Consider the following 22734-nt stretch of genomic DNA (forward strand, 5'->3'; position numbering starts at 1 on the left):
TCCCTAGAGCTGTGAGTTGAGATGGTTAAGGAAAGAGGAAAGCTCGACAGTAGAGGCCATCTTCTTGGGCTTCTCTTCAGGCTTCTCTTGACCAGGTCGAGGCACAGGCTCAGGGAATGGAACTTCTTCGTCACTGTTAGCGCGCAAGAACATCCAGTTGGCCACTTCAAGGGCATCGGACACCTTGGCCATGAGATGTTCCTTGGTGCCCCAGGAAAGGGACTCATCGAAGGCGGAGGGAAGGGCCGCTTGCCCATGCATGCTCATGAGTCTCTTGGACAGAACCCAGACCCTTCGGAGGGAGAGCCGGTTATGCCACAGGTCCAAGAGGTCAACCCCAAAGAACTGTAGAAGGTCCGCCTCTAGCTCTTCGGGATACTCGTTGAGGACATGGGCAACCCACATCAGTTTCCCGGGTCACCAAACCCGGCAACCTCAGCAACCTTCTCCGTGAACTCCTGGAACTCACCAATAGTCGGCTCGGAGTCCTCGAAGGCGGCCCACTGCTTAGGGCCAAGCATGGCAGCAACAATGTCTATCTCGTCACCAGTCCGGATGGCCTTGAGGACCGCGAACGGCATATCCATCTGACTCGGGACAGTGAAAGTAACACCCTTGAACTCAAACTCGCCCGAAGTGTCAGTGGCCTCATTCTCCATGGCCTGAGCGGCAACAGCCTTCTTCGGGGCAGCAGTCTTCTTAACGGCAGCAGCCATGATGTGTACCTCGTAAAAATAGTCTTGATTGAGAGAAGAGAGAAGGGAGCGTTTGAGGCGCGCTCCCTAAAGCCTTAAGGAAAGGGGACCCTACTTAGAGGAATCCTTCTTGAACTCGGCTTCAACCTCCGCCGTTGCCGGAGCCTTGAGCACCACCTCAATGTGTTCGGCGGTGACGTCAACCGGCACAACCTCAGAGGGAGACGAGTTGCCCTTACCGTTCATGGCGGTAACCACAACATTGATCTTGTCGCCAACCTTGACGGTCGCGCCAAAGGCAGTCGTCAGCTCGTCAATAGAAAGCTCGGTCTTGGTGATCTCGCCCTGAGTGGCAAGCGAAGGCTTGATCTCCTTCGCAGTCTCAGCGTTTAGACCGGCTTCGATCTTGAAGACATCCGCCCGGCCGTACTTGGCGTCATTGAAACCTGCGTCGGTGATCGCAACCTCGATCGGCTTCTTGAAAGTTGCCATTTGCAAACTCCAGTTAATTCAGTAAGTTCGGTTACTTCTTGCCGACGGAGAAGTCGGCCTTGATCTTCGGCTGAGCGGGAAGCTTGCCCGGCTTCGGCTCAGGCTTGCCGCCACCGGAGCCAGACATGTTCTTCGTGGTCACCAGCTTGGCCAGCTCGCCATCCTCATCCAGGGCGTCAATGGTGAGACCGAATTCCTGGTTGTCCTTGCGGGTCAGCTTGATGGAATCCCGGTCCGACACGATCGCGTGCGGGATGATGAGGCGGTTACGGTCCTTGCCGTCCTCCCACTCGATAGCCATGACGATCTCGGAAAGGTCCGGGTTGGACTTGATATCCAGACCGTAGACGCCCTCAAGACCATCAATCTCAACCCAGTCAGTACCGAAATACGTCTGAGTGACAGTGGGGTTGACCTCCATGAGAGTCGCCTTCACCTGGAGGGCGGCGCTTTCCACGCTGTAGATAATTGGCGTCGCCGACTGCCAGGCTTCAACCTCAGAGGTCTTAATGGAAGGGGTCAGTTCGACACCATCGGCCGTAACCCAACCCATCTCATGCCAGGCATTCTCGCCTTCCTGAGGGAGAGGCTTGCCCGGATCGAGAATGTCATTGCCAGCACGAAGAACCTTCTTTCGGTCATCGTACTTGCGAACAAGCAGCCGCCCGTTGGGGGCAAACCGCACGTTGCTAGTGTTGTTAGCAGCCATAGATATTCCTTCTTAGTTCTTCATGTACTACGCCCAGGGTCAACCTCAAAGACGTAGATGGACAAGCTGTGAATGAACCTTGCTTCCCTGGAGAAGTCGTCAGGGAATGATGCGGGGGCGTCTATTTCAACCACGTCAGCGACATAGGAGCCCAAGACGACCTGATTGGGAAGGGACTCAAGCAAGTACTCTCGGACGGCATAAGCCAGCCCGGCAGCCTCGCGCTTCGACTTTCCGTAGGTGTTGATGGTGAAGTCGAAGCGGTCCATAGTTCCCCTCACCGTGCGCTCGCCACCATGAGCGTCACAAATGACTGAGGGAGTACCCACCTCTCTGCCGATCGCATCGGCGGAGATGAATACTCCCTCGAACTCCTCTATGGACTCCAGATAGGTAACCAAGACCTCTGCGGGGTCAACTCTCATCTAGCCTTCCTCAACTCGGCAGCAGCTTTCTTGAGGCCCTTCTCAAGCAGGTGAAGGCCCTTATGTTCCCTTCCTGCACGATCCCGGAAGCCGAACTCAACAAAGTGCCAGTTCACGGCAGAGACCTTAAGGCTTGCTTCCCACCCGTAACCCCTCAGTTCCTTCTCAATGGAAAGGCCAGCAGCGTAAGAGCCCTTGTGTGGGAACTGGCCGTTGGAGGCAGGACCAGGGCCACGTTTAGGGGCTGCCTTGTAGACGGAGTTGTAGGCAATCTGCATCGCCCTGACTACCAAGGCTTCCATCTCGGGAGTGGCGCAAGCCTCATAAGGGAAAGTCGGATCAATGAATACTTCAGACCTGCCAGCCATCAGGGGCCAACCCTCCAGATGTTGATCCGGGTGTAATGGAGGTAGCCGAAGGGCCATTGCTCAGGATCTCCATCGATCTCGTACTCCACCTTCTTGGCGACGAGCCGCATTGTGGAGTTCAGAGCGAGGGCCTTCGGGATGTAGACGTTGAACCACTCCTGAGAGACATCACTCTCAGTCTTGGCTTCCTTGGTCTTCCAGGGCTGCATAGAAGCCATACCGGACCAGACGGGCGACTGGTAGTCGGTCTCTCTGTGCTGGCCGTAGGCATCCTTGACGAGCTTTGTCTTGTAGATGGCGACCGGAGTTCTGTAGTGGTAGGTCACCAGCGCACCACCTTCGCTGAGCGAAAGCGGTCGGTGTACTTCTTCAGAAGGGATCGACCGGACGAAGAGAGGGCATTAGAGGTGGAGCCATAGTTGACTTCGAGATCGCCAACCTTCTCCGACTTGATGCCAGGAGTCTGGACCATCCACCGAACAACCTCGGAAGCCACAACGGCTCGGATGTCCTCGGGTACTTCCTTGTACCCGTAGTCCAGGCGAAGGCCAACCTTCGGGTTGTGCCCAAGGTTCGAGGGCATCCAGGTTGGATTCCTCCATAGATGCCCCCGCAGGAATGTCCAGTCGGAGACAGGGGTTACCTTCTCCTCGTCACCGGTCAAGTCGGAGAACCAGACCTCCCGGATTCTCTTCACAGGGCGATACCCGTGAGGGATGACCAGGTTTGTATCCCACTCGACATCAAGGTAGGTGGTCTCGTTCTCGTGGAACTGGAAGTCGGTGCCACAGATAGAGATGATGATTCCAGAGATGGCCTCGATGAAGGCCCCTATCTGTACCTTCTCTTGCTCTGAATAGTCCGAGGGGTCGCGGCCCTGCTGAGCTGCAACATCCTCAAAGGACACGAGGTTAGCCATGCCACCCCCTCTCGATAGGTATCGTTATGCCTTCTTCGGAACCTCCGGCTCGGCGGGCACCTCAACACCCAGTTCCTTGAGGTCACCGAAGACAACCATCTGCTCCGGACGGATAACCTTCGTACCGAAGATCATGCGACCCTTAACGGCGTCAGTGAACTTCTTCTCCGGGCGGAAAGCCTCAAGGTCCGACAGGGTGTGCGCAAAGGAGACACACTCAGAGTTCATGAGGACACCGTAGATACCACGAGTCTCCGAGTGCGGAGCGCGAACAAAGGGAACACCGTCATAGTGCGGGTTCTTGCCCGGCTCATAGTCCAGGTGACGACCAATGGAGTTGGAGACGCGAACCGGCATGCCCAGAATGGTGCCGACAATGCCCGTACGCATGATGCTGGTGGAATCGCCCATGCGATGAGCCTGAATGAATCGCTCATCACGAAGCAGGTCAGCGTACTCCTGCGGACCGATAACCAGGACGCGACCAGCAGTCGGAACATTGCGAATATTCAGCTCAGTCTGAGCAACAAGAAGCTGCTCGTAAAACTTGGACAGGCCATCCGCAGGCGTCTTAGAACTCTTCGAAGCCTTCTCATCCTCCGGAGTAAGGTCCAGGGCCAGAACCTTGCCGTGAAGGTTGATGTCACCCCAGTTGAGATCCTTGCCCTTAACAGCGGACTTGATCGTCTTCACGATGTGCTTGTCAACGCTCTCAGCAAGAGCACGAGCAGACTGAGCCGTAAGGTTCTGCATCAGGGCAATACCCTGAGTCTGCATCTGGTGGAGGTTATCCACCTCAAAGCCCCAGGTGCGACCCTGGTCAATCCGCATCTCAAGGAAGTCATTCGACAGTCGGTCGAAGTGGTCGAAGGTCGCATAGGCGGCACCGGAGTTCTCGCCGTTGCCGTCACCCGGAACAGGCTTACCGCTCGGGGAGAGGCCAAGGGTGCCACCCTGGACATGGATGGAATCAGAGATGATATGCGGGATCTTGACGACATCACCCGGGCCGCGAAGCGTGCCCTCATAGGTTCGGTTAGTCAGGGCACCAAAAACAAGATCGGACTCAAGGTCCTGGATAAGACGCGAACCCCAAATCTCCGGAATGAAGGTGCCCGTGATGCCATGAAGGTCCGGAGAGAAAGTATGGTTAGGAGCCTGCTTGGCGAAACCGGCGCCACCAGCGTGATAGGTAGTGCCGTTCGGATCCTGAGTATGAGTGGGTGCAACAGCCATAGTTGTTTCCTTAGATAGAACCATTCAGAAGGGCGTCAAGATGGCCCTTCTCATGCGCTTCGGTAATCTGCGCAGGACTCATCCGACGAAGGTCCTCACGCGTGTATTGGGTAGGACCAGAGCCACCCTGCGGACCAAGGCCAAGCTGATTGGCAGAGGGATAGTCCGGAGCCTTCGGCGCCTGATAAGCGGAGAAGGAAGCCACAAACTGAGAGATGGCGTCAGAGTTAGGACGCCCGTCCTCGCCAAGCAGTCGAGAGGTGTCGATGAATCCCGTGACACCCTCGGGAAGGTTCACGCCAGCCTTGGCGGCCTCGGCGGTGATCTGAGCAAAGGTGAGTTCCTGACCGAACTCGGCAAGAGCCGCCTTACGGCCCTCAGCGCGAGCAGTCTCAAGGGCTCGCTCCTGGTCAGTCATCTGGGCCTGGCGAAGCTCGTCCAGCTCACGCAGGGCCGCCCGGAGCTTCCCTTCGTTCGTGCGGCTCAGGTGCTTCCACTTGTCCGCCTCAGACTTGTAATCAACGGCCTCCGAAGCAGCCTTTTCGGCAACCGGCTCCTGGCCCTCGTTGATCTCGGTGTTCTGGTCACTCATGGGGATACCTCTTTCAGGCATGAAAAAGGGCCGCCCCCCTTCCGGGAACGGCCTATGCAAAAGACTCGGTTACTTGGACTCGCCAGTCTTGCGAGCCGCGTTGTTTCGGTTACTGGCAGGCTTCTCATCGGAAGCCTTAGAACCGTTACCAGCCGGAGCGGAGCCGCCTTGAGCGCCAGTAACAGCAGCCATCTGCCTCTGTTCCTTCATGCGCTCACGCTTCTCTTCCTCAAGCTGGTCTTTCCAGCGTTCAAACTGCTGAGGGGTGTAACCCAGATCCTCAGCCGCCTGAGAGCGGGGAATGATGCCAGCCTGGTAGAGCTTGATAGCCGCATCCGTAGCTACCGCCTGAGAGCGGTACTCGGGATCACGCCAGATAACCTCAGACGTGTATGCGTCAGCACGAGCATCATTCTTGATGCGAAATGCCAGACGCATGACAGCTTCCCAAGCCTCACCGAAGTGGAGCATTCGTTCACGGGCCTTAGCGACAAGCCCCGCCTCGGCGCTCTGAATGCTTTCCCCTGAAGGATTCTGTCCGCCATTGATCAAGAAATAATGCGGGGGGACCCTGGATACAGTACTGATGTGCTGAACCAGAAGGGTAATCATGTCCACATAGTTTTTGAGGTCAGCCGCCTGGAACTGGCCAAAGTTGATCCCGTCGCCTTCGAGAAGGATCATCCGGTCAATGGCTGACTGGATAGGGGATACGGCATCGCCGTTCCTGTCCTCGGCAAACTCAAGACCTGTGATGATTCTCTGGGGGTAGGCGGCAAACTCGGATGCGACGATGGCGTCAGCCGCAATCTTCGTGATCGCATCCTGGATAGGAATGACCGGATGCAGCTCAGAGAAGGGACGGTCCCCAGTGGAGCCGATGCCCCTACTCCTGAGACGCTTACGATTGCTCAGCTTGACGACAGGGACGACCCCAAGAGGGTTAGGGGATACCCTCGGTGACTTCCAGACCTTGTCCCCCTCCTCCTTATAGGAGGTGGCAACCTGATCCGGCGTCCACAGAGTGATGTACTCGGTTCCCCAGTCATCGAAGAACTTCTTGATGGCGGCCTGGGCGATGCCACGAGAACCAGGCTGGTAGTAGACATAGACCTCTTCCGAGGACTCTACGGAGATGACAGGTTCGCCATCCTCGTCCGGCCACACGATGACATAGGCGTCACCGGCCACGAGGGCGGAGATATGGGCACTGTTGGAGTCGGCATCCAGGCCGTTCCGCTGCCATATCTCATGGGCTTCCTTGTCGGCCTCGGCATCCTCAGTCATCCGGAAGCCCTGTACCTCAAGCCGCTCGGATACGGAGTCCACGACGAGGGCACAGAAGTTGTCCCGCCAACCCTTGAACATCGGGCCGAACTCATTGAAGAACTTCTGCTGAGCGAAGGCCAATGTCTCTTCGTTGGCGTCATAGTAGGTCTGGTACCGGCGGATATCGGCCTGGCGGGAGGCAAGCTTACCTTCCATGAAGATAAGCCAGTCCAGGATAGTCTTAGGCTTGGTGGCATACCCGCCGTTAGTGAAAGTACCCAACATAGGCGGGTAGCTCCTTACAACGTGATGATACGTTTCTTTCGGATCTTCATCCGTCCATCAGCGATAGCATCGGCCCGAGCCTCCATCGCCAAAATGGCACAGACAGCCAGGTCAATCTTCCGCTTGGACTTAGGGGATTCCTTAGTAATCAGAGTCCCTTGGGGGACTTCTCTTGTTACGGCGTTGAGGACATGCCGAGACAAGGACTTGTTGCCGTCGTGCTTGAGGTCTCCAACCATGGCAGCGGTACGGAACCTCTCCGTGGCGACAGCCATCCGAGTAGGCTTGTTTGTCCAGAACTCGAAAACCCTGTCTTCCCAACGGATTGACCATCTACCAATGTTTTCCTGCCAGAACGGAGGGTCGGCATACAGCCACTCCACCCGGTATTCCTCGAAGGCATTCTGAACAGCAGCCTCAACGGACAGGACATCAACTTCCCAGTCCTCGTCAGCATGCTCGGGCTTCTGCCAGAGCCCCAGCGTGAATAGCTTCGCGTCCCGTAGACGGCAGCCTACGAGACCTGTGCTATCTCCTCGGATACTTCCGTCAAACCCAACGGCTATCTGGTCACCCGGCTTAATGGGGTCGTCCTCATCGAAGCAGGCATCCCACTCAGCCTTGACCATCCAGCCATCCGCATCTTCCTGAACTTTGTTGAGGTAGAACCTGTACGCCACGGCAGCGGGCGTACGAGGGTCGCAGATGGCTTCCCAGAGGCTTTGAATGTCAGCCCACACGGCATCGCCGTACGCCTGCTTGAGGCCCCGCTTAACGGCCTCCTCGTCCCGAAGGTCAATGGAGTCCTGGTCGGCCTCGATGCAGTCATACAGGAGACCTCCAGCCCCGTTCAGGAAGGCTTCATGGGTCCGCTGGGCTACAGAGTCTTCGTTGGGACTGTAAGAGTTCGTGGTCTCTACGTAGTGGCTGCCAGCCTTGGCAGTCTTGCGGATATTGCGGTCGATGACCTCGTAGACGTGCTGGCCCTGGTTCGAGGAGACCCAGTGATGTGTTTCATCAAGTACAGCGAAGATGCCCGACCCCGGCAGGAGCTAGCCCACCGGGGCCGGACAAAGGTTGGCCGTCCACCTTCCAGACCACGAGAGGAGGCAGTGACGGGGACAATCTTTCCTGGACCCTTGTTGAACTGGATCATGCCCTTGCCAACATCAATACCGAACTCCTGCTCAGCGGGAGACTCGGTAAGCATTCCTCGAAGCATGTCCATCGTCTGTCCACACTGATCCACAGAGGTGGCAGCGATCTGAACCAAGGGAAGAGGAACCCTTTTGCCTACAGGGTTGCCGTTCTTGTCCCAGTGGGAGAAGCGACAAGGGCCAACAAACTCGATGATGCACAGAGCGGCAAGTAGGGGCGTCTTTCCCCACCCCTTACTTCGGCGAAGGCAAGCAGTTGGATACAGCCATGAACCATCAGGCTTCAGCGCATACTTTCTCATGATGAAGTTCATCTGTTCCTTGGTGAACTTCCAAGGCTTGCCAGCGTGTTCGCCGTCTGGCTGAACAATGTACTTGTGGGCCCACTGGATGATCTGGGGGCCAAGGCTCTTAGTGCCCTTCGGAAGAGGGTCGTTGGCATTGCCTGTCTGAGCCATCACAGACCCCCGTTCAGCATCCCGTACAGCTCCTCATCAGAGACGCTGGGAGCTTGCTCCTGGGGGTTGTTCTCAGCAGTGAGGAACCTGCCGTCCTGGCCCTTCATGAGGGTCTTCTTGCGATCGAGGACCGTAGCCCCAAGAAGAGTCTCGTTCTGGCGAATCTCTGCCATCTTTCCCACTGTGGGCTTCAGGTAGTAGTCGTTCACCAGTACTGCAAGCATCTGAAGTCGTTCCCAGTCGGTAGCAAGGAATGCCTCAGCCTGCGGAGAGTTGATCCACGTCATCCACCAGTCAAGAGTTTCCTGGCTGTACCGATCTCCGTTTCGGAGGACTGGAGCCTTCACCCGCTGGCCCGTCAGCTCGATCTCAGCGCGCTTGTTCCGTCGCATTGGGGACTCTTTGGGGTATCTCGCCATGGCCTTTCGCCCTCCTGTCTATAACCATCCCTTTCGGCTGGCCTTCTGCGAAGCTCGCCCACCTGGACTCGAACCAGGAACCCTCGGATTAACAATCCGATGCTCTGCCAGTTGAGCTATGAGCGAAGGAAGCCCCCGAAGGGGCAGGTACTACTAGGCGGCAATGTAGGAGCCGGTCACGGTGACAATCTCGCCCCTCGGATAGCCCTCCTGGGAGCCCTCGAAGAACGTCAGGTTCGTGAGAGTGGTGTACTGGGAATCCTTGCTCGGATACACGTCCTGGACGATGCGAAGGCGATCGATCTGCGAGCCGTCCGAACCGGCATAGACAAGACCCTGACCAGACTGAAGAGAAGCAGGATCAGCGTCTCGGCCATCAAGGTTCAGCTCGAAGAGCCATCGCGTACCAGTCTTGGCCGGTACAGGGAGGGTCAGTCCAAACCCCGCACTGTCGGCGGACAGAGTGGGCTTCTTGGCGACAATGTCAGCCGTAAACACGACCACATCGCCAGTCTTCGAGTAGATGCCACTCGTGACAGTGCCATCAGTGCCCTTGACGTTCGTAAGACGGGGAGTCCAACTAGCCATATCAAGTCTCCTTGCTATCGTTCTCTGGCTTCTCTTTGGGTTTTTCTCTGGTGGCATAGGCGATGCACAGCATGGAGATTAGAAGGATGCTCAGAACCCCCATGAGCACGAGCCACAATGTGATCAACGCTGTCAGCGCCTCCGCCACGGCAAAGACCGCACACAAAGCGATCACGTCGTAGCACCTCTCTCCGTATCCGATCCCAGCCCCTCGGCTTCCCTTGCCTCCAGGAAGAGCCCTGCCAGGGCTCTGGGGCATGCTCGTCACACCGGCCTCTGCGGACTGCCCTAGCCAGGCATCCGGCCTCCAGGCAGATCATCGGGGCGCGAGGCATGACCACCACCCCCATCCCACGCCACAAGTAACTGAACTTACTGAACAAACCCCCAGCCCACCTACTGACTGCTGGACCACCTTGGGGCGTGGTGTGTCAGCTTCACCCTTCGCGGGAGTGGGCCAGGGAAGTCTTCAGGGCGAAGGGTTCCTTGTCTTGCCTTCGCCCTGGAACGCCTGGGGATCTCTACCGTGGGGGCGACCAGAAGAGGTCTAGTCCCTGCCGACGGGAGATCAACCCAGGAGACCTTCACTTCTCCAGTGAAGGAACCTAACTTACTGAACTTACCTGAGAAACTAGTAGAAGTAAGTTCTATAACTAAGTAAGGGACTCCCTAAGGAGTCCCTACTAACTATTTTAGTTCTAGTGTAGCAGGAGGTTTCCCACGACACAAGTTTGAGGCGTGTGGGCTACCTCACAACCGATACCTACCGGAGGGTTTTGTTTTCATACCTGTCATAAGTAAGATGAAGTCCGCAAAGCCGCAGATAGGACACTAGACACCAATAGTGTGACGGGGGTCACAGGCTGTTATCGGGCCTGGGCTAACTTGTGTTGTGGGAAACGGGGATGTAACGTGTTGAGCGACCAACAGAACAAGTTACCTGAGTAGAAGGAGCCCAGTCATGGGTACCCCGGGCCGCCCCCCAATCCTTCCCGATGCGTACGAGTTGAAGAACATCCACAGCGCTGGTGGTGTGACGTACGCCCAGATGGCGGAGTACTTCTCCAGGGAGACGGGTGAGAAGATCACCGAGCAGGCCGTTCAGTGGCGTCTCGCCTCGATCGGGTACATGCCAAAGGCTGAAGGTCGGGCGAAGTACAAGTTCATCCCGTACGACATCCAGCCGGGGGACGGGCAGGCAAGGCAAGCACAGCTCCTTCGGTGCCACATGAGGGACATGGATGGCGAGGACGTGAGCGGCACGAAGCTGGGGCGGGAGCTTCCAGGTTTCCGGCGAAGGCTCCGGCATAGCGTCCTTGTCTACGACGCAACTTGGAAGTGGCGGTTCGTGCGCAGGGAGCCGTCAGACGAGGATCTGGTTATCCGCTGGCCTGAAGGACTCGATAAGCCTTCTGAGGAGTTCCTGAAGCTCTTCAGACTACCTCCGGAGGCGGACGACCAGGAGTCGTGAGAACCAGGGCCAGGCGCTCATCCCTGGCCTAGGTTCTTGGGGGGTGATCCACCCCACCTTTATAATTACTTGACTCGTGGGAACGGGTCGGGTGTACTGGTTCTTAGGAACAAGCACAAGAGGGTGACTGCGATTTGATTCACCAAATCGATAATCCAATGCATATGATTTCCGTTGGCAGGGAAGTCACTCGGTACCTGGTAGGAGCTGTAGGGGGATTCGTTTCATCCAGGGTAGTTACCTCTTCCGCAACTCGATACCGTGTCGAGTGCGATGCCCATGAGCGGGGGACCTCGCTCAGGGTTACCCATCATCCAGAGATTAGGGAAGACGAGTGGGAAGTTATCGAAGAGAAGGTTGGTGCATTGGTCGCCTATGAAAGCGCCATGGTGATCAGACACAAGTGGAAATCCGAGATCCTGCCTGGATGCGCACACCCGATCGTCCGCCTCTACACCCGGAAGAAAGAACAGCCGTGAAGCCGACCAGCGTTAGCCAGCACACGACACTTGCCCAATGCTCCGAGGCTCACCGGCTGGCCCGAGTGGAGAAGGTGCCCCAGCGGGAAGCCGCGTGGTTCCATCACGGGACAGCCGTGCACTCCGCCATAGAGGAGTACGAGCGCTCAGGACGGTCCATGGACGTAGAGGCCGCTGTGGGAGTGTTTGAGCGGTCGTATGACGCCCTCGTGGAGGAAGCCCAGGCCCGGCAGCCGGACTACGGGATGTGGATGGCAGGGGGCCGGACAAAGCCTCAGACGGACATTCGCAACCGGCGCAAGGCAGGGGCCGATCAGGTCCGGTCCTACCTGGACTGGGCAGAGGATGACGACTCGTCTATCTGGACCACGCCGGATGGTCAGAAGGCGTTGGAGCTTCCCTTCGACATCGACCTTTACGGGGTTAGGGTCAAGGGATTTATTGATCAGGTAGTGGAAGACCCCTACCTTGGTCTCGTGGTCCGGGACATCAAGACCGGAACCACAAAGGCTGTGATCCAGCTAGCAACCTATCGGGTTGCTCTGGAGATGACCTATGGCGTTAAGGTGAACTGGGGGGATTGGTGGCTAGGGAAGACGGGAACTACGACGAAGCCGGTCGATCTCCGCCCGTTTACGGCGAGGTGGCTCGCCACCCAGTACGAGGCCACCACGGCTATCCGTGACAATGACCTTTGGTCGGCCAACCCGGGGAGTCATTGCTTCGCGTGCACAGTGAAGGACAGTTGCTTCCTGTACTCGATGGAGCCGTAGCCTTTTTATTTGGGAAATAACTTGTGTCGTGGGAAGTTCCATGGCATACTGGAAGTAGAAGGAAGACAGTAAGTGTTCTCACTCCCACAGGTCCGGAGGGCTAGGGGCGAGTCGGGTGAACCCCTCCCGTCCCCCTTCCCGGGGCTTGAAAAGTATGAGGCCCAGTTCAGGCGAGGAGAGTTCTCCATTGTCGCGGCCGGTCCTGGTACCGGTAAGTCCATGGTGGCCCTCAAGGAGGCCATTGAATGTAATCGACCGGTCCTCTACTTCTCGTGCGACTCTAATGCAGCCACTCAGCTAACCCGAGCAGGGACTATGCTGACGGACATACCTAGCCGGATCATGAAGACTAAGGTCAGGGAGGATGACCTTGACGATATCGAGAACATCCTTGCTGAGAGATGGTGGCTACGGTTTGACTTCGCAGCGCAGCCGAGTATTGATGATGTAGAAGTCAAGGTGGCTTGCTATACGGAAGTCTATGGACTGGCCCCGCATCTGATAGTTTTGGACAACATTACCAACCTCGATAACGAGGCGGGCGATGCCGAGTCCTTCACCTTCGGCCTGGAAGGCATGTGTGACTGGGCCAACTCCATGGCGAAGGAAACCGGGGCTCATGTTCTTGCCCTCCATCACGTGACAGGCGAGTTCTCTGATGGACTCAAACCGATTCCCCTCAGCGGAATCAAGGGTAAGATTGGGCGAGTGCCGTCTATGGTCTTGACTATCCATAAGGAAGTGGATGGGATGAACGGACAGACTCTTCACATCTCCCCAGTGAAGAACCGAGAGGGATTTTCGGACCCGAGCGGCAACACCTTCGTGTCCTATAGGTTCGACACCGATCGATTCTCATTGACCGAGATAGAGGAAGCAGCTTTCTGAGGCTGCAAAAAATTTTGACTAATAACTTGTGACGTGGGGAAGGTGGGGGGTGGAACGTGACCAGGAAGGGCTACAGGAAGTGCCAGCGATGCGACAGGAACCGGGCTGAGCGGTTCTTCTCCCCTCGGGGGCGGGTCTGCTTGACGTGCCAGCGGAGGGCCAGGAGCAAGGCCAGCCATGAGGCCAGGGTGCAGGCGACGTACGGCCTGGGCGAAGGCGAGTATGACCAGCTCCTAGAGGCTCAGGGGGGCGTGTGCGCGGTGTGCAAGCAGTCCCGCTCGAAGCGCCTGGACGTGGACCACGACCACAGGACGGGAGTTGTCCGGGGCCTGTGCTGTGCCCGGTGCAACCGGCAGCTCCTAGCGCGAGGTCTGCGGGATGACCCCCAGATAGCCAGGAATGCCGCGTCCTACCTGGAGGACCCGCCAGCCCCGAGAATCCTCGGGGAACGGCTTCACCATCGTGACGGGCAGTAAGTTCAGTAAGTTCGGTAAGTTCAGGAAGGTTTCCTCGTTCATGCGTGAGTACGGCAACGCCTCCATCAAGGTTCGCTCCAACACGACCGCCGACAAGCAGGCGACGGTTGGCCGTCGAGTGACTGACCCTCTGGAGAAGGCGGTTACCCGGTATTCCTTCACGGCCTACCAGGAGCAGAAGCGCCCCACCCGTGCGTACAGGTTCCCTGTGCAGGCCCGTCAGCAGACCGCAGAGGACAAGGCGCGACTGGAGCGACTTCGGGAAGCGAGGCGCATCAAGTCTCCGTTCGCCCCCTTTTAATGCCTCATAACTTGTGACGTGGGAGCCATGAGCAAGCCAAGCATTCGGGAAGTCCTTGAGTCGTACGGGTTCGACGCGATACCCGATGCAGATCGATGGGTGAAGGTGCGATGCGCCTTCCATGGGGAACGGAATGCGAGCGCTTCCGTCCACCCCAAGCAGAACCGCTTCAAGTGCTTCGCCTGCGGCATGTCGGGCGACAGCTACGACATCATCCAAGCCCAGGAAGGTATCCCTTTCAGTGAAGCCCGGCAGCGATACGGCACAGGCGATGAAGAGGTACGCGGAGGCGTACACCGGCAGTCCGGCAGAGGAGTACATAGCAAGACGCGGACTGGACGGAGAACCTTTCGCTCTGGGATTCGTTGAGAACCCTATTCCTGGCCATGAGAGGGCGCGAGGGATGCTGGCTATTCCCTACCTCCGCCCCGCTGGCGCCAAGTACACGGCAACCATCAGGTTCCGGTGCATTGAAGACCATTCCTGCAAGGATGCGGGTCATGGGAAGTACTACAGCCTTCCCGGAGACCGGCCCCGCCTCTACAACACCAAGGCTCTTATTGGAGGGAGCCCCTATGTGGCAATCACTGAAGGAGAGATGGACGCTCTTGCTGCTGTGGCATGCGGGATACCCGCTGTCGGAGTGGCAGGAGTCTCGGGATGGCGAGAACATTTCGCCCCTGCCTTCCTCGGATACGAAACCGTCTTCATTCTCGCCGACAGTGACGACGCGGGACAGGGAATAGAGTTCGCGGACAAGGTAGCCAGTCAGCTTCCAAACGCGAAGGTCATCCCGATGCCTAACGGGCATGATGTGAACTCCCTCTACCTTTCTTCAGGCCGTGACGCCGTCCGTAATTTGATTGGACTCTGATGGAAACCTTCGAGTATGACTACAACGAGAAGTTCACCGACGGGGATCACGTAAGGATCACCTCCGGCATCTACAAGGGCCTTACTGGGATGGTCGTCGCCGTCCACCCCGACACTGTCTTCCCTTACGAGGTGGAGGTTAATGAGTCCAAGGATATGGACACGTGGTGTTTTCATGAGACAGAGCTTGAGCTTGACTATCCGGGGATAAAGGGCCTCTCTGTGAGGTACGTGTTCCCCGACGAGGTTGCTTACTTCTCGAAGCAGAGCGGGCCTACCCCGCCCAAGGGTGACCAGGTGGAGCACCCCTCGCACTACACCTCTCACCCCAGCGGGATTGAGTGCAAGGAGATCGTGGGCGCCTTCCCCTTCTTTGTCGGGTCAGCCATCAAGTATTTGTGGCGGGCGGGCCTGAAGGGAGACGCCGTGCAGGACCTTCGCAAGGCCATCAAGAACATTGAGATGGAGATTGAGCGCTGGGAGGCTGCAAAGTGACTCGGGCAGTCAAGGTAGTGGATTTTCGATACCAGGTCTCACCTGACTATCTCGGTGAGGGGTTCATGGTGACCCGAATCAATCCGGCAGGCCAGGGCTGGCATCTTGGCACCTGGAGGTCTGAGCAGATCGCCAAGGATGTAGCCGTATATCTCAAGAAGGCCGACATGAACGACCGGGAAGGTAGCGCATAGTGCCGTTCTTCACCTACAGGCAGAACAACAGTGGTGGAGGTTTCGACTATGACGAGCGCGCAGGCATCTCATGCTTTGTCATCGTTGAGGCTGACTGCTACGAGGAGGCCAACTCTATAGCCACTGGGATTGGCCTGTACTTCGACGGTCAGGGCGATTGCTCATGCTGTGGGGATCGATGGTCAGAACTGTGGGGTGGTGATGGAGACGAGATTCCGTCGATCTACGGTGAGCCCGCAGGTGAATACCTTGACCAGGAGTACTCACACAAGTGGATGAAGGGCTACGAAGGCTTCGTTCACTACAAGGATGGTCGAGTGGAGGGGATTCTTAAGTGAAGGTACTTACTCTGGATTTGGAGACCTCGCCGAACTTGGCTCACGTCTGGTCTCTGTGGAATACGAACGTCGGTCTCTCTCAGCTCATTGAGTCCGGTGAGGTGCTGTGCTTTGCCGCCAAGTGGCATGACAAGAAGCAGGTCATGTTCTTCAGCGTCAAGCAGCACGGCAAGGCGGCAATGCTGGAGGCGGCTCACAAGCTCCTCTCTGAGGCCGATGTGGTCGTTCACTTCAATGGTCAGCGCTTCGACATTCCCCACCTCAATCGGGAGTTCCTTGAGGCTGACATGGAGCCGCCCGCGCCATTCGCTCAGGTGGACCTTCTGAAGGTGGTGAAGCGCCAGTTTCGCTTCCCTACCAACAAGCTGGACTATGTGGCACAGAAGCTTGGAGTGGGCGGGAAGACGCCCCACACGGGTCATCAGCTTTGGGTGGACTGTCTCTCTGGGGACGAGAAGGCTTGGGCCCTGATGCGGAAGTACAACATGCAGGACGTTGTGATTACCGAGCGGGTCTACGACAAGCTGATGCCCTGGATTCCCTCCCATCCGAATCATCGCCTCTACAGCGAGAGTGATGAGCTTGTCTGCCCGAACTGTGGTGGGCCTGAACTGAAGATGCAAGGCAAGGCTTACACGTCCATGTCGGTCTATCAGCGGTACCGCTGTGCCGACTGCGGTAAGTGGAGTCGCGGAAACAAGCGTCTCGACGCTACCGAGATCACTGATATTAAGTAGGGGAATCAATGAAGGTTCTGGACTGGGAACAGATTGCGGAGATCGCTGGCCGTGCCGGTAAGGCCGTTGCTCGCGAATGGCGGGTGGTGGAGGCGGATGACCTGAAGCAGGAATGCCTACTGTGGGCCTACGAGAACAAGGAGATCCTTGCCGATAATCCCGGCATGATCTACAACATGTTCAAGCGACTGTCCACGCGCGTTGCCTGCAAGGAACGTGACTACCAGGACATGTTCTATTCGGTGTACTGGTACACACCCGAGGAGATCCGGACGGTACTGAAGAGCCTCACTGCTGAGGAGGCGTCCACGATGATGAAGAAGGATGACCTTTCTCATTGCTCCATCAACGATTCGAAGCTCATTGCACGGGTGGATGTAACCTCCGCCTTTCATAAGCTCAAGGATGACTATCAGGTGATCCTGTTCAAGAAGTTCGTGATGAACGAGGAGATGTCCGAGTATGAGCGCAAGATGAGCTATGACGCGGTGAAGAGGCTCACCACTCTTGTAAACCGTGGGATCGCTAAGAAGACCTCCGAGCTTGACCCTGCACAGAAGGACTACGACTATGCCTGAGATCATCCTGTTCAAGTCGCCCACATGTGGCCCTTGCCGAACCTTCCTTCCCGTCGTGGCGGAAGTCGTCGGAGACATGCCCCTTCGGGTCATGGACGTGTCTCGCACCCCCGAAGCAGTGGCTCAGTACGGCATCACGGCCGTACCAACGCTGATTATCGAGAAGGACGGAGAGGAGGTCTACCGGCTCATGGGGGCTACGGATAAGGGTGAGCTGGCTAACATCCTTCATTCGTTTGCGTCATAACTTGTGACGTGGGAAGCGTGCTAGAATGGATATGTAGCCAAGGGAAGGAACGCATGACCAACTTTCGCAACGAGACTGCCGAGACTGTGTACCTGCGGACCTATAGCCGCACCCGGCCGGATGGCCTGAAGGAATCCTGGGAAGAGACTGTTGCTCGCGTCGTTGATGGCAACCTTGCCATGGTGGACGCGAAGTTCCACGAGTCCGACGAGCGTGAGAAGCTGATGGATCACATCCTCAACTTCAAGCTTGTTCCGGCAGGCCGACATCTGAAGTCCACGGGCGTTAACAACTTCGCCATCAATAACTGTTGGACTTCTGGTTGGGTGCCGGAGGCCCCTTCCGAGCACTACACCTTCACTATGCTTCGGCTGGCTGAGGGTGGGGGAGTTGGCGCTAACTACTCGGATCGGTATCTCAAGGAGATGCCCCCAGTGAAGCTTCCTCCGAAGGTCCACATTGTTTGCCGTCCGGACCATCCGGATTACCTGGACATGGTTGAGGCGGGTCTGATCTCGACGGAGTATCACTACGAGTGGGCTGGCGCCTACCCGGTAGAGGACTCCCGAGAGGGCTGGGCTGCGGCCTTGGGGGATCTCATAGACACGGCCCACAACGGGGCTGAGCATCGTAACCGCGTCTATGACGTATCCCGAGTCCGCGAGAAGGGTGCATCCCTCCGCAAGTTTGGCGGTACGGCTTCCGGTCCTCTGCCGTTCGCTCAGATGATGGTGAACGTTGGTGAGATCCTGTCCGCCTCTCTGGACTTCCCTCTTCACGGCCTGGCAGCCATGGAGATTGACCACGAGATCGCACAGTGCATCGTGTCGGGTGGTGTTCGTCGCTCCGCCCGCATGGCAGTCATGCACTGGCGTGATCCTCTGATCAAGGAGTTCATCCACTGCAAGAAGGACTTCACCAAGCATTGGACTACGAACATCTCTGTGGAGATTGACCAGGACTTCATAGACCTGCTCCCCAAGATGTCCTCGCCTTCCATGCCGATCCTCCGGGAGATTGCGAAGGGGGTCCTGGAGAACGGAGAACCAGGTATCTGGAACTCCTCCTACAGTGCCGAAGGTGAGCCTGACGGGATCTATGCAACCAACCCTTGCGGGGAGATCACACTTAACCCTTGGGAGCCGTGCTGTCTTGGCCACGTGAACCTTGCACAGTTTGCTGACAGCGATTTGGAGGAGATCCTTGAAGCCCATCGGCTTATGACCCGATACCTGATCCGTGCGACGCACGCTGATGTCTCTGACCCGAAGTCTCGGCAGATCATCGACCGCAACCGGCGTATTGGACTGGGGCATCTTGGCCTGGCTGACTTCCTGGCCAAGCGGGGTCTGGGCTATCGGGAGGCCAGTACTGATCCGACGTTCCATGGATTCCTTAACGCCCTGTACGTACAGGTGGAGGATGAGGCAATCTCGTACTCCCACTGGCTCCGAATCCCGACGCCGGTCAAGCTGACGACGGTTGCCCCCACAGGATCTATCAGCAAGCTGGCTGGTGTATCCGGCGAGGGTATCCATGCCCCCTTCTCCAAGTACTTCCTCCGCCGTATCCGCTTCTCTGACGTTGACCCGACAGAGGTGAAGCAGGTTGAGGAGTACAAGGCCAAGGGATACAAGGTCGAGCCTTGTCAGTACGCGGCGAATACATCGGTAGTCGAGATTCCCACCAAGGACCCCCTGTGTGATGAGGCATACTCGGAAGACATGGTTATCTCTCAGCAGGATCTAACTCTGAGTGATATGCTGAATATGCAGGCCGCTTACCAAACGCACTTCGCCGACAATGCGGTGTCGTACACGGTGAACGTTGACCCTGAGAAGTACAGCCAGGATGAGATAGTCGAGCACCTGAAGGGCTATCTTCCGCTCCTGAAGGGCACGACCGTGTTTCCGGTCCTGAGTCGCCCCCAGAGCCCCTATGAGCCGCTTACCAAGGCCGAGTACGAACAGATGGTGGCTGACCGTGAGGAAGTCACCGACACCGGATTTGATGAGGCTTGCGCTTCCGGTGCTTGCCCGATCTAAGGAGTAGAGATGGACCCCTTCGCTACCGATAACCCGTGGGAGTCGAACTCCCGCCCCGTAGTAGAGACCCCCAACAAGGAGAACCCTATGCATGTTGCCGACGCCGAAGCGTTCACTATCACCCTGAAGTACGGCGGGGGTTATGACGCCCCGTGGGTCGTGGTTCGAGCTGGCGACGCAGAGACCGCCAAGACCCGCATCAAGGAGGCCCAGGAGGCCGGTCTTCTTGAGATGGTGGCCAAGGCCGGTAGTCACGTCTCCGGCCTCTTCGACTCGCCCTCCAAGGCCCCCGCTTCGCGTCCGGCCGCCAAGGCCGCCCAGACCGCATCGCCGGAGAGTGGCGACGACTGTCCGCACGGCCGGAAGCTGGTGGACAAGGGCTCGTGGGCCGCGAAGTTCTGTTCCGCCCCGGACAAGTCCGCACAGTGCGAGCCGCTGTGGCGCCAGAAGGACGGCTCTTTCAAGCGGGGCAAGTAAGCCCTTTTTATTTGAGAAGTAACTTGTGTCGTGGGGAGGTTGGGAGTGCCAGCCTCCCCGGCACCTATCCACTGGAGTTTTCATGCAGGTCAAGGTTGAGCGCACCACCACTGTTCACATCGCCCTGGATGAGGGCGAGACCAATGCAGTCCAGAAGGCCATCCAGGAGGCATTCAACGCCCCGGCCAGTTCCCTGACGCTCGAAGAGCGCGGCAAGCTGTCCGACATCCTTGGTCTCCTCTATTCCAACCTGGATGCCACTACTGGTGGCATCTGAAGGCCGCAACCGAAACCGAGTAAGGAGCCTCATGAAGGACAACGAGCTTCCGGACCCTGAAGCCTTCGCCAAGATGCTGGGGGAGATGGGTGTAGACCCGACCAAGGCAGCCCTTAATGAGGGCGTGGAACTTGCCCTGAAGGTGGTGGAGGCCGCCGAAAAGATCAAACTGTATGCCATCAGTAAGGGTTTCTCCTTCGAGATGGCGGAGGGTATGGCTGCGGACTTCTGGACTCGCACCATGTTTGGCGCTGAATAGATCTGACTGCACTGAGATCAGGGGCCACGTCGGTGGCCCCTTTCTCATGCCCCGAAAGGAGGGTGCCCAGTGATCCGCATGTGCCCGGCCCTGAAGGTTGCCGGGGATGCCGTTGAGATCAACGTCTTGGAAGATGCTTCGGACATCCCGGAGTTTGTGAAGTGGGTCAAGGCCAACAAGGCTGGACTCGGTTGCGATACGGAAACCACCGGCCTTGATTGGTGGAGCGAATCCTTTCGGCTCCGCACAGTCCAGTTCGGCAATCACAGCACGGCCTATGTGGTTCCTGTGGAGGTCTCGGAAGACCTCTGGGATGCCGCTGTGGGGGCTATCAGGTTCCTAGACAAGCTGGCCTTCCAGAACGCCCCCTATGACCTTCTGGTATTGGATTCTCAGACAGAACTGAACATGGAAGACATCTGGCCGAAGGTCACGGACAGCAAGATCCTTGGGCATCTTGTTGATAGTCGAGCCCGCAAAGAGGGCGGGTCCGGTCACAGCCTCGAAGACCTGACGCGGTGCTACATAGGCAATGATGTTGCCGACAAGATCAAAGGCTCTATGGCGGAGCTTGCTCGTTCCATGAAGACCACCAAGGCAAAGGTCTTCGAGACTATCGACGTGTGGCATGGCGGCTATCTGACCTACGCCGGTATGGATCCTGTACTCACATACCGCCTGGCCAAGAAGCTCGGTCCCCTGGTCCCCGTGTCAGCACGGAAGCTCATTCGCTTCGAGCACAAGGTTGCCGAAATCTGCTCTTACATGAGCCGGACCGGCTTCCTCCTCGATGTCGAGTACACAAAGGCCCTGTCTGAGAGGCTTCACCTTGAAGAGCTGGAGTACACGCAGATTTGCAGGGATCTCCAGTGTGAGAATCCTTGGAGTACGGACCAGTGTGCCAATGCCCTGATCTTTCTGGGCTATCCGATCGATAACTTTGACCGGACCAAGACAGGCAAGCTGAAGGTAGACGGCTCTCTCCTTGAGCGGGTCATGGGCGATAAGCGATCCTCCGACATGCTGAAGCTGCTTGCCCACTCTATTGACCGTGCCAAGTCGGCCCGGAAACGTCGTCAGACATGGGTGGACAAGTTCTTGGGGCAGCGGGACAGGGATGACCGTTGTTTCGCAAATATCAATAGCATCCAGGCGCGAACGGCTCGGATGAGTATCACTGGTATCCCGGCTCAGACTCTCCCGGGTAATGATGCTGAGGTTAGGAACTGCTTTGTGGCCGACGAAGGGCATGTGATTGTGTCCACCGACTACAGCAATATGGAGCTTCGGTTTTTGGCGGCACACAGCCAGGACCCAACCATGTTGGCGGCATTCCGGGATGGTGACGACCTTCACCAGCTCACGGCGGACGCTGCCGGGGTGAGCCGCAAGGCTGGCAAGACGACTAACTTCTGTGTCGTCTTTGGCGGAGGGTGGAAGGCAGTACACGAACAGGCCGGTGTCGGAGAGGAGGAGGCCAAGGCCGCTGTAGAAGGCTTCTGGAAGACGTATCCGGGAGTCAAGAAGCTTGCCGACAAGCTGACCCAGGAGGCGCGTAGGAACGGTTACATCACCACCGCTTCCGGTCGTCGCCTCTACGTGGACCGTGGCCGTGAATACTCGGCCCTGAACTATTTCATCCAGAGTGGTTCCCGGGATATCACCTGTCGAGCCCTGGTACGGATGCACGAAGCTGGCCTGACTAAGTACATGCGCTTGCCGATTCATGACGAGGTGGTCTTTTCGGTGCCCTATGCGCACAGGCTGAAGGCAGCCAAGATGACTGCTGAACTCATGGCGGAAACCATCAAGGGGCTTGAAATCCCCACCGACCCTGAGATTGGTGGTAGGTCGTGGGGGTCGCTGTACGAGCTGGAGCACACCAAGCACTGATGAATGAAGAAGGAGTACACCCTTGACCACGGCTGAAATCATCGGCCTTGTTGCCGAACTCTGCACCTTCGGATGGGGCGTCCTGGCTCTTGGGCTTGGCGTCATCAAGCCGACCGGTTGGGTTGCCTGCATTCTCAATATCTTTGCCAACCTGAGCTTCTTCTTTGTCGGCCTTTCCCTTGGCCTGGCCTTCCCGGTCGTTCAGGGCTTCTGGTCCGTCCTCTGGATCGTGACCCTGATCCGTGAATACCGAACCAAGAAGGCGGAGAAGGCGTGAGCCGCGCAGGAGACCAGGAATGCCCTGGCGACCACTGGATTGAA

The 22734-nt window shown here is 57.4% G+C and carries 33 protein-coding genes, 1 tRNA gene and 1 pseudogene; 18 read left to right on the top strand and 17 right to left on the bottom strand.

The window, feature by feature from the left end; genetic code table 11:
* Positions 1–3 precede the first annotated feature (3 nt).
* The 16 genes from ACFY1P_RS08145 to ACFY1P_RS08220 all read right to left on the bottom strand — a co-directional run bounded on the left by ACFY1P_RS08145 (position 4) and on the right by ACFY1P_RS08220 (position 9962).
* The gene (locus tag ACFY1P_RS08145; RefSeq protein WP_390750112.1) at positions 4–192 is read right to left on the bottom strand and encodes a hypothetical protein; all 189 of its coding nucleotides are present in this window, start codon (positions 190–192) and stop codon (positions 4–6) included.
* 212 nt (positions 193–404) lie between these two features.
* Entirely contained in the window at positions 405–716 is a 312-nt protein-coding gene (locus ACFY1P_RS08150; RefSeq protein WP_390750113.1) for a hypothetical protein, read from the bottom strand.
* A 90-nt stretch (positions 717–806) separates the two neighbouring features.
* Positions 807–1187, bottom strand: coding sequence for a hypothetical protein (locus ACFY1P_RS08155; RefSeq protein WP_390750114.1), 381 nt, complete (start codon positions 1185–1187; stop codon positions 807–809).
* A gap of 31 nt (positions 1188–1218) precedes the next feature.
* The gene (locus tag ACFY1P_RS08160; protein ID WP_390750115.1) at positions 1219–1896 is read right to left on the bottom strand and encodes a hypothetical protein; all 678 of its coding nucleotides are present in this window, start codon (positions 1894–1896) and stop codon (positions 1219–1221) included.
* A gap of 20 nt (positions 1897–1916) precedes the next feature.
* Positions 1917–2321, bottom strand: a complete 405-nt coding sequence (locus ACFY1P_RS08165; protein WP_390750116.1) for a hypothetical protein — start codon at positions 2319–2321, stop codon at positions 1917–1919.
* On the bottom strand, positions 2318–2623 hold the full coding sequence (locus ACFY1P_RS08170; protein ID WP_390750117.1) for a hypothetical protein: 306 nt from the start codon (positions 2621–2623) through the stop codon (positions 2318–2320). The genes ACFY1P_RS08165 and ACFY1P_RS08170 overlap by 4 nt, the downstream gene beginning before the upstream one ends.
* Positions 2624–2688: 65 nt before the next feature.
* Entirely contained in the window at positions 2689–3015 is a 327-nt protein-coding gene (locus tag ACFY1P_RS08175) for a hypothetical protein (RefSeq protein ID WP_390750118.1), read from the bottom strand.
* The gene (locus ACFY1P_RS08180; protein ID WP_390750119.1) at positions 3012–3608 is read right to left on the bottom strand and encodes a hypothetical protein; all 597 of its coding nucleotides are present in this window, start codon (positions 3606–3608) and stop codon (positions 3012–3014) included. Before ACFY1P_RS08180 ends, ACFY1P_RS08175 begins: the two co-directional genes overlap by 4 nt.
* A 24-nt stretch (positions 3609–3632) precedes the next feature.
* Complete coding sequence (locus tag ACFY1P_RS08185; RefSeq protein ID WP_390750120.1) at positions 3633–4844, bottom strand: hypothetical protein; 1212 nt, start codon at positions 4842–4844, stop codon at positions 3633–3635.
* A gap of 10 nt (positions 4845–4854) precedes the next feature.
* The gene (locus tag ACFY1P_RS08190) at positions 4855–5436 is read right to left on the bottom strand and encodes a hypothetical protein (protein WP_390750121.1); all 582 of its coding nucleotides are present in this window, start codon (positions 5434–5436) and stop codon (positions 4855–4857) included.
* Between the two features lie 69 nt (positions 5437–5505).
* The gene (locus ACFY1P_RS08195) at positions 5506–6990 is read right to left on the bottom strand and encodes a phage portal protein (RefSeq protein ID WP_390750122.1); all 1485 of its coding nucleotides are present in this window, start codon (positions 6988–6990) and stop codon (positions 5506–5508) included.
* Positions 6991–7004: 14 nt separating this feature from the next.
* Positions 7005–7670, bottom strand: coding sequence for a hypothetical protein (locus ACFY1P_RS08200; protein ID WP_390750123.1), 666 nt, complete (start codon positions 7668–7670; stop codon positions 7005–7007).
* Between the two features lie 934 nt (positions 7671–8604).
* Positions 8605–8997, bottom strand: a complete 393-nt coding sequence (locus ACFY1P_RS08205; protein ID WP_390750124.1) for a hypothetical protein — start codon at positions 8995–8997, stop codon at positions 8605–8607.
* Positions 8998–9077: 80 nt separating this feature from the next.
* Positions 9078–9150: transfer RNA gene (locus ACFY1P_RS08210), tRNA-Asn, on the bottom strand.
* A gap of 27 nt (positions 9151–9177) precedes the next feature.
* Positions 9178–9612 carry a hypothetical protein gene (locus tag ACFY1P_RS08215; protein WP_390750125.1) on the bottom strand — a complete coding sequence of 145 codons (435 nt, stop codon included), beginning with the start codon at positions 9610–9612 and terminating at the stop codon, positions 9178–9180.
* A gap of 14 nt (positions 9613–9626) precedes the next feature.
* Positions 9627–9962, bottom strand: a complete 336-nt coding sequence (locus tag ACFY1P_RS08220) for an HNH endonuclease (RefSeq protein ID WP_390750264.1) — start codon at positions 9960–9962, stop codon at positions 9627–9629.
* 611 nt (positions 9963–10573) lie between these two features.
* Between ACFY1P_RS08220 and ACFY1P_RS08225 the strand changes: the two genes are divergently transcribed.
* From ACFY1P_RS08225 to ACFY1P_RS08240, 4 genes and pseudogenes are all read left to right on the top strand, one after another.
* Positions 10574–11083: a hypothetical protein gene (locus ACFY1P_RS08225; RefSeq protein WP_390750126.1), complete on the top strand. Its 510-nt coding sequence runs from the start codon at positions 10574–10576 to the stop codon at positions 11081–11083.
* Positions 11084–11558: 475 nt separating this feature from the next.
* Positions 11559–12335 carry a PD-(D/E)XK nuclease family protein gene (locus ACFY1P_RS08230; RefSeq protein ID WP_390750127.1) on the top strand — a complete coding sequence of 259 codons (777 nt, stop codon included), beginning with the start codon at positions 11559–11561 and terminating at the stop codon, positions 12333–12335.
* Positions 12336–12407: 72 nt separating this feature from the next.
* Positions 12408–13223, top strand: coding sequence for an AAA family ATPase (locus tag ACFY1P_RS08235; RefSeq protein ID WP_390750128.1), 816 nt, complete (start codon positions 12408–12410; stop codon positions 13221–13223).
* Between the two features lie 188 nt (positions 13224–13411).
* Positions 13412–13582 (top strand): annotated as a pseudogene (locus ACFY1P_RS08240) (endonuclease domain-containing protein); the annotation flags it as partial.
* Here ACFY1P_RS08240 and ACFY1P_RS08245 read toward each other — a convergent pair.
* On the bottom strand, positions 13583–13741 hold the full coding sequence (locus ACFY1P_RS08245; RefSeq protein WP_390750268.1) for a hypothetical protein: 159 nt from the start codon (positions 13739–13741) through the stop codon (positions 13583–13585).
* On the opposite strand from ACFY1P_RS08245, the gene ACFY1P_RS08250 reads away from it, so the two are divergent.
* The 14 genes from ACFY1P_RS08250 to ACFY1P_RS08315 all read left to right on the top strand — a co-directional run bounded on the left by ACFY1P_RS08250 (position 13686) and on the right by ACFY1P_RS08315 (position 22690).
* Positions 13686–14000, top strand: coding sequence for a hypothetical protein (locus ACFY1P_RS08250; protein WP_390750129.1), 315 nt, complete (start codon positions 13686–13688; stop codon positions 13998–14000). The two genes, ACFY1P_RS08245 and ACFY1P_RS08250, sit on opposite strands and share 56 nt — an antisense overlap.
* Positions 14001–14027: 27 nt before the next feature.
* A complete protein-coding gene (locus tag ACFY1P_RS08255; protein ID WP_390750130.1) occupies positions 14028–14369 on the top strand; it encodes a CHC2 zinc finger domain-containing protein in 342 nt (113 codons plus the stop codon).
* Positions 14272–14874 carry a toprim domain-containing protein gene (locus tag ACFY1P_RS08260; protein WP_390750131.1) on the top strand — a complete coding sequence of 201 codons (603 nt, stop codon included), beginning with the start codon at positions 14272–14274 and terminating at the stop codon, positions 14872–14874. The genes ACFY1P_RS08255 and ACFY1P_RS08260 overlap by 98 nt, the downstream gene beginning before the upstream one ends.
* Positions 14874–15368 (top strand): DUF3310 domain-containing protein, encoded by a 495-nt coding sequence (locus ACFY1P_RS08265; RefSeq protein ID WP_390750132.1) that lies wholly within the window; start codon positions 14874–14876, stop codon positions 15366–15368. The genes ACFY1P_RS08260 and ACFY1P_RS08265 overlap by 1 nt, the downstream gene beginning before the upstream one ends.
* A 193-nt stretch (positions 15369–15561) precedes the next feature.
* On the top strand, positions 15562–15900 hold the full coding sequence (locus ACFY1P_RS08270; protein ID WP_390750133.1) for a hypothetical protein: 339 nt from the start codon (positions 15562–15564) through the stop codon (positions 15898–15900).
* Positions 15897–16637 carry a ribonuclease H-like domain-containing protein gene (locus ACFY1P_RS08275; RefSeq protein ID WP_390750134.1) on the top strand — a complete coding sequence of 247 codons (741 nt, stop codon included), beginning with the start codon at positions 15897–15899 and terminating at the stop codon, positions 16635–16637. Before ACFY1P_RS08270 ends, ACFY1P_RS08275 begins: the two co-directional genes overlap by 4 nt.
* 8 nt (positions 16638–16645) lie before the next feature.
* Positions 16646–17215 carry a hypothetical protein gene (locus ACFY1P_RS08280; RefSeq protein WP_390750135.1) on the top strand — a complete coding sequence of 190 codons (570 nt, stop codon included), beginning with the start codon at positions 16646–16648 and terminating at the stop codon, positions 17213–17215.
* A complete protein-coding gene (locus ACFY1P_RS08285) occupies positions 17208–17462 on the top strand; it encodes a thioredoxin family protein (RefSeq protein WP_390750136.1) in 255 nt (84 codons plus the stop codon). The genes ACFY1P_RS08280 and ACFY1P_RS08285 overlap by 8 nt, the downstream gene beginning before the upstream one ends.
* Before the next feature lie 17 nt (positions 17463–17479).
* A complete protein-coding gene (gene nrdJ, locus ACFY1P_RS08290; protein ID WP_390750137.1) occupies positions 17480–19507 on the top strand; it encodes a ribonucleoside-triphosphate reductase, adenosylcobalamin-dependent in 2028 nt (675 codons plus the stop codon).
* Positions 19508–19516: 9 nt separating this feature from the next.
* Positions 19517–19984 (top strand): hypothetical protein, encoded by a 468-nt coding sequence (locus ACFY1P_RS08295; RefSeq protein WP_390750138.1) that lies wholly within the window; start codon positions 19517–19519, stop codon positions 19982–19984.
* 82 nt (positions 19985–20066) lie between these two features.
* Complete coding sequence (locus tag ACFY1P_RS08300) at positions 20067–20261, top strand: hypothetical protein (RefSeq protein ID WP_390750139.1); 195 nt, start codon at positions 20067–20069, stop codon at positions 20259–20261.
* A gap of 31 nt (positions 20262–20292) precedes the next feature.
* The gene (locus ACFY1P_RS08305) at positions 20293–20520 is read left to right on the top strand and encodes a hypothetical protein (protein WP_390750140.1); all 228 of its coding nucleotides are present in this window, start codon (positions 20293–20295) and stop codon (positions 20518–20520) included.
* 78 nt (positions 20521–20598) lie between these two features.
* On the top strand, positions 20599–22413 hold the full coding sequence (locus tag ACFY1P_RS08310; protein ID WP_390750265.1) for a DNA polymerase: 1815 nt from the start codon (positions 20599–20601) through the stop codon (positions 22411–22413).
* 22 nt (positions 22414–22435) lie between these two features.
* Positions 22436–22690 (top strand): hypothetical protein, encoded by a 255-nt coding sequence (locus ACFY1P_RS08315; protein ID WP_390750141.1) that lies wholly within the window; start codon positions 22436–22438, stop codon positions 22688–22690.
* Positions 22691–22734: the final 44 nt, after the last annotated feature.

Source organism: Streptomyces sp. NPDC001407 (assembly GCF_042895325.1).
Taxonomy (GTDB): domain Bacteria; phylum Actinomycetota; class Actinomycetes; order Streptomycetales; family Streptomycetaceae; genus Streptomyces.

Excerpts from the sequence above, each read along its gene's own strand:
- ACFY1P_RS08145 (WP_390750112.1), bottom strand. The coding sequence starts at position 192 with ATGGCCAAGGTGTCCGATGCCCTTGAAGTGGCCAACTGGATGTTCTTG.
- ACFY1P_RS08150 (WP_390750113.1), bottom strand. The coding sequence starts at position 716 with ATGGCTGCTGCCGTTAAGAAGACTGCTGCCCCGAAGAAGGCTGTTGCC.
- ACFY1P_RS08155 (WP_390750114.1), bottom strand. The coding sequence starts at position 1,187 with ATGGCAACTTTCAAGAAGCCGATCGAGGTTGCGATCACCGACGCAGGT.
- ACFY1P_RS08160 (WP_390750115.1), bottom strand. The coding sequence starts at position 1,896 with ATGGCTGCTAACAACACTAGCAACGTGCGGTTTGCCCCCAACGGGCGG.
- ACFY1P_RS08165 (WP_390750116.1), bottom strand. The coding sequence starts at position 2,321 with ATGAGAGTTGACCCCGCAGAGGTCTTGGTTACCTATCTGGAGTCCATA.
- ACFY1P_RS08170 (WP_390750117.1), bottom strand. The coding sequence starts at position 2,623 with ATGGAAGCCTTGGTAGTCAGGGCGATGCAGATTGCCTACAACTCCGTC.
- ACFY1P_RS08180 (WP_390750119.1), bottom strand. The coding sequence starts at position 3,608 with ATGGCTAACCTCGTGTCCTTTGAGGATGTTGCAGCTCAGCAGGGCCGC.
- ACFY1P_RS08185 (WP_390750120.1), bottom strand. The coding sequence starts at position 4,844 with ATGGCTGTTGCACCCACTCATACTCAGGATCCGAACGGCACTACCTAT.
- ACFY1P_RS08190 (WP_390750121.1), bottom strand. The coding sequence starts at position 5,436 with ATGAGTGACCAGAACACCGAGATCAACGAGGGCCAGGAGCCGGTTGCC.
- ACFY1P_RS08195 (WP_390750122.1), bottom strand. The coding sequence starts at position 6,990 with ATGTTGGGTACTTTCACTAACGGCGGGTATGCCACCAAGCCTAAGACT.
- ACFY1P_RS08205 (WP_390750124.1), bottom strand. The coding sequence starts at position 8,997 with ATGCGACGGAACAAGCGCGCTGAGATCGAGCTGACGGGCCAGCGGGTG.
- ACFY1P_RS08215 (WP_390750125.1), bottom strand. The coding sequence starts at position 9,612 with ATGGCTAGTTGGACTCCCCGTCTTACGAACGTCAAGGGCACTGATGGC.
- ACFY1P_RS08220 (WP_390750264.1), bottom strand. The coding sequence starts at position 9,962 with ATGGGGGTGGTGGTCATGCCTCGCGCCCCGATGATCTGCCTGGAGGCC.
- ACFY1P_RS08225 (WP_390750126.1), top strand. The coding sequence starts at position 10,574 with ATGGGTACCCCGGGCCGCCCCCCAATCCTTCCCGATGCGTACGAGTTG.
- ACFY1P_RS08245 (WP_390750268.1), bottom strand. The coding sequence starts at position 13,741 with ATGAACGAGGAAACCTTCCTGAACTTACCGAACTTACTGAACTTACTG.
- ACFY1P_RS08255 (WP_390750130.1), top strand. The coding sequence starts at position 14,028 with ATGAGCAAGCCAAGCATTCGGGAAGTCCTTGAGTCGTACGGGTTCGAC.
- ACFY1P_RS08260 (WP_390750131.1), top strand. The coding sequence starts at position 14,272 with ATGAAGAGGTACGCGGAGGCGTACACCGGCAGTCCGGCAGAGGAGTAC.
- ACFY1P_RS08265 (WP_390750132.1), top strand. The coding sequence starts at position 14,874 with ATGGAAACCTTCGAGTATGACTACAACGAGAAGTTCACCGACGGGGAT.
- ACFY1P_RS08280 (WP_390750135.1), top strand. The coding sequence starts at position 16,646 with ATGAAGGTTCTGGACTGGGAACAGATTGCGGAGATCGCTGGCCGTGCC.
- ACFY1P_RS08285 (WP_390750136.1), top strand. The coding sequence starts at position 17,208 with ATGCCTGAGATCATCCTGTTCAAGTCGCCCACATGTGGCCCTTGCCGA.
- ACFY1P_RS08295 (WP_390750138.1), top strand. The coding sequence starts at position 19,517 with ATGGACCCCTTCGCTACCGATAACCCGTGGGAGTCGAACTCCCGCCCC.
- ACFY1P_RS08300 (WP_390750139.1), top strand. The coding sequence starts at position 20,067 with ATGCAGGTCAAGGTTGAGCGCACCACCACTGTTCACATCGCCCTGGAT.
- ACFY1P_RS08305 (WP_390750140.1), top strand. The coding sequence starts at position 20,293 with ATGAAGGACAACGAGCTTCCGGACCCTGAAGCCTTCGCCAAGATGCTG.
- ACFY1P_RS08310 (WP_390750265.1), top strand. The coding sequence starts at position 20,599 with ATGTGCCCGGCCCTGAAGGTTGCCGGGGATGCCGTTGAGATCAACGTC.